Origin of the sequence: Streptomyces nanshensis (assembly GCF_001751255.1) — a bacterium.
In the GTDB taxonomy this organism is placed as follows: domain Bacteria; phylum Actinomycetota; class Actinomycetes; order Streptomycetales; family Streptomycetaceae; genus Streptomyces; species Streptomyces nanshensis_A.
This window is the reverse complement of record NZ_LJGW01000638.1, coordinates 1-4,248: the sequence shown is the minus strand read 5'-3', so window position 1 is coordinate 4,248 and position 4,248 is coordinate 1. Positions and strand designations below refer to the sequence as shown.

Genomic DNA, 4,248 nt, shown 5'->3' with positions numbered 1-4,248 from the left:
CGGCGGTGCCGTCCGGCTGCCTCAGTGCCGGCCGGCCCCGCCGGGGGCGGCGTCCGCCTCGGCGCTCTCCTCGACCCGTGTGCGCACCCGGTCCAGGAAGGCGCGCACCTCGTCGGCGGGCAGTGCGTCCGGGGACGAGCGGGGGCGTTCGAAGCTGCGGACGGCCGCCTCGACGAGCGGCCGGAAGTCCTCCTCGTACGCGGCGGCTTCGGCTGCGGCACGGCGCTTGGCCAGCCAGCGTCCCGTACGGCAGAAGACCAGCGAGCGGCAGCCGTTGAGCACCCGGTTGTCCGCCAAGTGGCCCTCGCCGTCGCTGTGTTCGCGGACGGAGGAGCGCAGCGCGGCGAACAGCTCGGCCCGGCGGGGTTCGGCGATCGCCTCGGAGGCGGGGCGCCCGGTGAGCGTACGGCCCGAACGGTGGGCCACCGAGCGGTCGATGACGTACCAGAACGCCGGGGAGGCCGCCGGGTCGAAGCTCGCCCGGTTCGGCAGCAGCGGGCCGGTGTTCAGGTCCAGCAGATATCCGGCCTCGCCGGACGGGCGGGCGGCGAACTCCCGCCCGTAGACGACGAGTTCGAGACCCGGAGCGGGGCAGTGCAGCGCGGGGTGCGCGAGGGTCTCGGACAGCTCGTGCAGGGCGGAGGGCGGCAGGGCGGTGTCGTCCACCACGATCGTCACGTCCACGTCGCTGCGTCCGTGCCGGTAGTCCTCCAGGGCGAGGGAGCCGACGGCGATCACGCTGGTCAGATGCGGTCCGCACACCGTGCGTGCGCGGTCGAGGAGTTGACCCAGATACGGGCGCAACTCGGCCGGAAGGGGCTCGCGTTCGGCGGGGCTGGACGTCACGCGCCCCAGTATCCACACCGTGCCGGGCGGCGGTGCGGCGCGGGGGTGCGGACTCCTCCCTGCGGCACTCCTGCCTTACGAACGCGCGAACTCCCCTGCTCCCGGGCCCTGTTGGCCGCGTCGTGCAGGGCCGCTTGACATCACCGTACCCCTCGTTCACCCTTTCACTACTCAATTAGTGAAAGGGTTCTGTGTGTGACCGCAGCAGGGGCCTTCAAGTTCCGGATCGACCGCCGCAGTGGGGTGGCCACCTACTGGCAGATCGTCCAGCAGACCAAGCAGGCGCTGCGGCTCGGCCTGCTGGAGCCCGGCGACAAGCTGCCCACGGCACGCGAGGTCGTCGAGGCGACGGCGGTCAATCCGAACACCGTCCTCAAGGCCTACCGCGAGCTCGAACGCGAGGGGCTCGTCGAGGGGCGCCGCGGTCTGGGCACGTTCGTCCGGGCCTCGCTCGGCACCGCCTCGTCCCTGGACTCCCCGCGCCGGGCCGAACTGGAGGAGTGGATGGACCGTGCCCACGAAGACGGCCTGGCCCGCGAGGACATGACGGCCCTCTTCGACTCCGTCCTCAACGAACGTTTCCCGCAGGAGAATTCATGAGCAACACCACGGCCGCGCTGGAGGCGGCCGGACTGGCGAAGTCGTACTCACGGCGCAAGCCGGCCGTCCTCGACGAGTGTTCCTTCCGGCTCCCCCGGGGCCGCGTCTGCGCGCTCGTCGGTCCCAACGGCGCCGGCAAGTCGACCCTGCTGCGGCTGGCGGCCGGGCTGCTGCGTCCGGCCCGCGGCACGCTGCACGTGCTCGGGCTCACCCCGGCGCGGGCGCGCGAACGCGTCGCGTACGTCGCCCAGTCCAAGCCGCTGCACCCGCAGCTCACGGTCGCCGAGACGCTGCGCTACGGCGCCGTGCTCAACCGCTCGACCGGACGCTGGGACCGGCGGGCCGCCGAGCGGATCGCCTACGGCCGCGAGGACGGGGAGGGCCTCGCACCGGACGCCAGGATCCGCACCCTCTCGGGAGGACAGCGCACCCGCGTCGCACTCGCGCTGGCCTTCGGCAAGCGGGCGGAGCTGATGCTGCTCGACGAGCCGATGGCCGACCTGGACCCGCTGGCGCGGCAGCAGTTGACGGGCGCGCTGATGTCGGCCGCCGAGGAGGGCACGACGATCGTGATGTCCTCGCACGTCATCGCCGAACTGGAGGGCTCCTGCGACTTCCTCCTCCTCGTCACGGGCGGCCGGCTGCGGCTCGGCGGCGAGATCGAGGAGGTGACGGCGGCGCACACGCTGCTCACCGGCACCGCCGATCTCGACGCCTCCCGGCAGACCGTGATCGAGGAGCGTCCCTCGGGCCGGGGCCGTACCGCGCTGGTGCGCTCCACGGAAGTACCCGACGGCGACTGGCTCGCCGAGCGCCCGAACGTGGAGGAAGTCCTGCTGGCGCATCTGCGCAACACCCACGTCCCGCCGTTCCTCACCGGCGACGCCTCGCCCGTATCCGTCCAGCGCGCCGAGCGCGCCCGAGCGCAGGAGAACGCCGCATGAGCGACACCACGACCACGCGGCCGCAGCCGCGGACCGAGGGCCGGATACGCACCGGCGGCCAGGGGCTGTGGGCGGTGCTGCGGCTGCACAGAGCGGCGATGTGGGTCTGGATCGTCTTCGTCGCCGGCATGGCGGCGGCCATGCTCTGGTTGCAGTACGGCCCGTACGGGACGGGCGCCACGGCCGTCCAGCAGGGCTGCGGCACGCCCGGTCACCGGGACTGCTACTCGATCCCGAACAGGGCGGAGGACTTCCACCAGTTCGGAGGGATGCTCGACTACCTCTCCTGGCTGCTGCGGAACATCGCCCCCGTCGTCGCCGGCTGGGCGGGCGGCGCGCTCATCGGACGCGAAGTGGAGCGCGGGACCGTGGAGTTGGCGTGGACCCAAGCTGTCACGCCCGTCCGCTGGCTCACGGAGAAACTCGCCGTTCCCGGCGTCCTCCTCGCGGCGGGCTCGGGCGTACTCGTCCTCCAGTTCCGCGCGCTGCTGCACTGGGCCGACGCCCGCGAACTGCTCATCGCGGGCTACTCGACGCAGGACTACTACTTCGCCTTCGGGCCGTCGGCCGTCGCCTATGTGCTGCTCGGCCTGGCCGTCGGCGTCCTCACGGGGTTTCTGGCGCGGGGCACGCTGTCCGCGCTGGGCATCGCCGGGGTGGCGGCGTGGGGCGTCACCTATCTCGTCAACCCGTGGCGTACCAGGATCTGGCCGGTCGTGACGGACGTGCAGTTGGGCAAGGGCCCCTTCGGCTACGCGGCGCGGCCCTGCCAATGGCGCCAGTCCGAGACCATCTACTCCGCCGACGCGTGCCTCGGCGCCAAGCCGGCCTCGCTGTACTGGCCCGTCCAACTCGTCGAGACGGGCTTCCTGTTGGTGCTGACGGCGCTGGCAGTGGCCGCCGCGTACTGGCTGCTGCGCCGCAGAACGCCCTGACACGGGCGCCTTCCCGCAGCGCACCGCACCACCACACCGCTTCGTTCCGCACGGACCGGCCCGTAACGCCCTGACACCGGCGCCGCACCGCAGCGCCCCCGCACGGGCGGCGATCTCCAACGGGCCGGTCCGGACGGCCGGATGACACCACACGGACTCCGGGCCCCCGGCAGACCGCCGGGTCCGGCCCGCGGCCGAGTACGCCCGAAAACAGACCACGACCGACCGAGGGGACAGGGGACGATGACAGCGACGAAGCCGACGGAGCGTGCCGCGCCGGTGCCCGGCAGCGCCCGCCCGACGCAGAGCAGCCGCACGGAGACGGTGCTGCTCGCACTGTGCGCGGCACTGGCACTCGCCCTCGCACTCTCCTCTCCCCCGGGTGTGCCGCAGCAGATCTGGGGCGGGTGCGCGGCGCTGGGCTATGCGGCCGCCGCGCTCGCGGCCGTGCGGTCCGCCCGCCGCTGGGCACCCCCGACCGCGGTCGTCGCGGCCGTGGGCACGGTGGTCGTGCCGTTCGTCGTCCTGGTGGTGCTCGACCGGGCGCAGATGGAGGTCGGCGTCGTCGAACGGGCGGGCGACCTGCTGCTGGGCACCGGCAGCCCGTACTCCGAAGACCCCGTCCGCGTCAGCGACTTCAACCCCTACCTGCCCGGCATGGCGCTGTTCGGGCTGCCGCACGCGCTGTTCGGCGAGGTGCCCGGCGCCGGGCTGCTCGCCGGTCCGCGCTGGTGGTTCGCCCTGTGCTTCCTCGGGACGATGGTGGGCGCTGCGCGGGTCGCGGGCATCGGGCGGCGTACACGGCGGGCGGTCGCGCTGGTGACGGTCTGCCCCGCCGTTGCGCTGCCGCTGGCGATCGGCGGCGTGGACCCGCCGGTGGTCGGCATGGCGTGCCTGGGGCTGGCGTACGCGGGCAGGGGCGA

At 73.4% G+C, this 4,248-nt stretch carries 4 protein-coding genes and 1 pseudogene; 4 read left to right on the top strand and 1 reads right to left on the bottom strand.

Going from position 1 to position 4,248, the window contains the following annotated elements; translation table 11 throughout:
• Positions 1-21 precede the first annotated feature (21 nt).
• On the bottom strand, positions 22-846 hold the full coding sequence (locus AN218_RS30650) for an aminoglycoside adenylyltransferase domain-containing protein (RefSeq protein WP_070020302.1): 825 nt from the start codon (positions 844-846) through the stop codon (positions 22-24).
• 195 nt (positions 847-1,041) lie between these two features.
• Between AN218_RS30650 and AN218_RS30645 the strand changes: the two genes are divergently transcribed.
• The 4 genes and pseudogenes from AN218_RS30645 to AN218_RS30630 all read left to right on the top strand — a co-directional run.
• The gene (locus tag AN218_RS30645; protein WP_070020301.1) at positions 1,042-1,446 is read left to right on the top strand and encodes a GntR family transcriptional regulator; all 405 of its coding nucleotides are present in this window, start codon (positions 1,042-1,044) and stop codon (positions 1,444-1,446) included.
• Positions 1,443-2,390, top strand: coding sequence for an ATP-binding cassette domain-containing protein (locus AN218_RS30640; protein ID WP_070020300.1), 948 nt, complete (start codon positions 1,443-1,445; stop codon positions 2,388-2,390). The genes AN218_RS30645 and AN218_RS30640 overlap by 4 nt, the downstream gene beginning before the upstream one ends.
• A complete protein-coding gene (locus AN218_RS30635; RefSeq protein ID WP_070020299.1) occupies positions 2,387-3,325 on the top strand; it encodes a hypothetical protein in 939 nt (312 codons plus the stop codon). The genes AN218_RS30640 and AN218_RS30635 overlap by 4 nt, the downstream gene beginning before the upstream one ends.
• 243 nt (positions 3,326-3,568) lie before the next feature.
• Positions 3,569-4,248 (top strand): annotated as a pseudogene (locus AN218_RS30630) (glycosyltransferase 87 family protein); the annotation flags it as partial.

Excerpts from the sequence above, each read along its gene's own strand:
- AN218_RS30640 (WP_070020300.1), top strand. The coding sequence starts at position 1,443 with ATGAGCAACACCACGGCCGCGCTGGAGGCGGCCGGACTGGCGAAGTCG.
- AN218_RS30635 (WP_070020299.1), top strand. The coding sequence starts at position 2,387 with ATGAGCGACACCACGACCACGCGGCCGCAGCCGCGGACCGAGGGCCGG.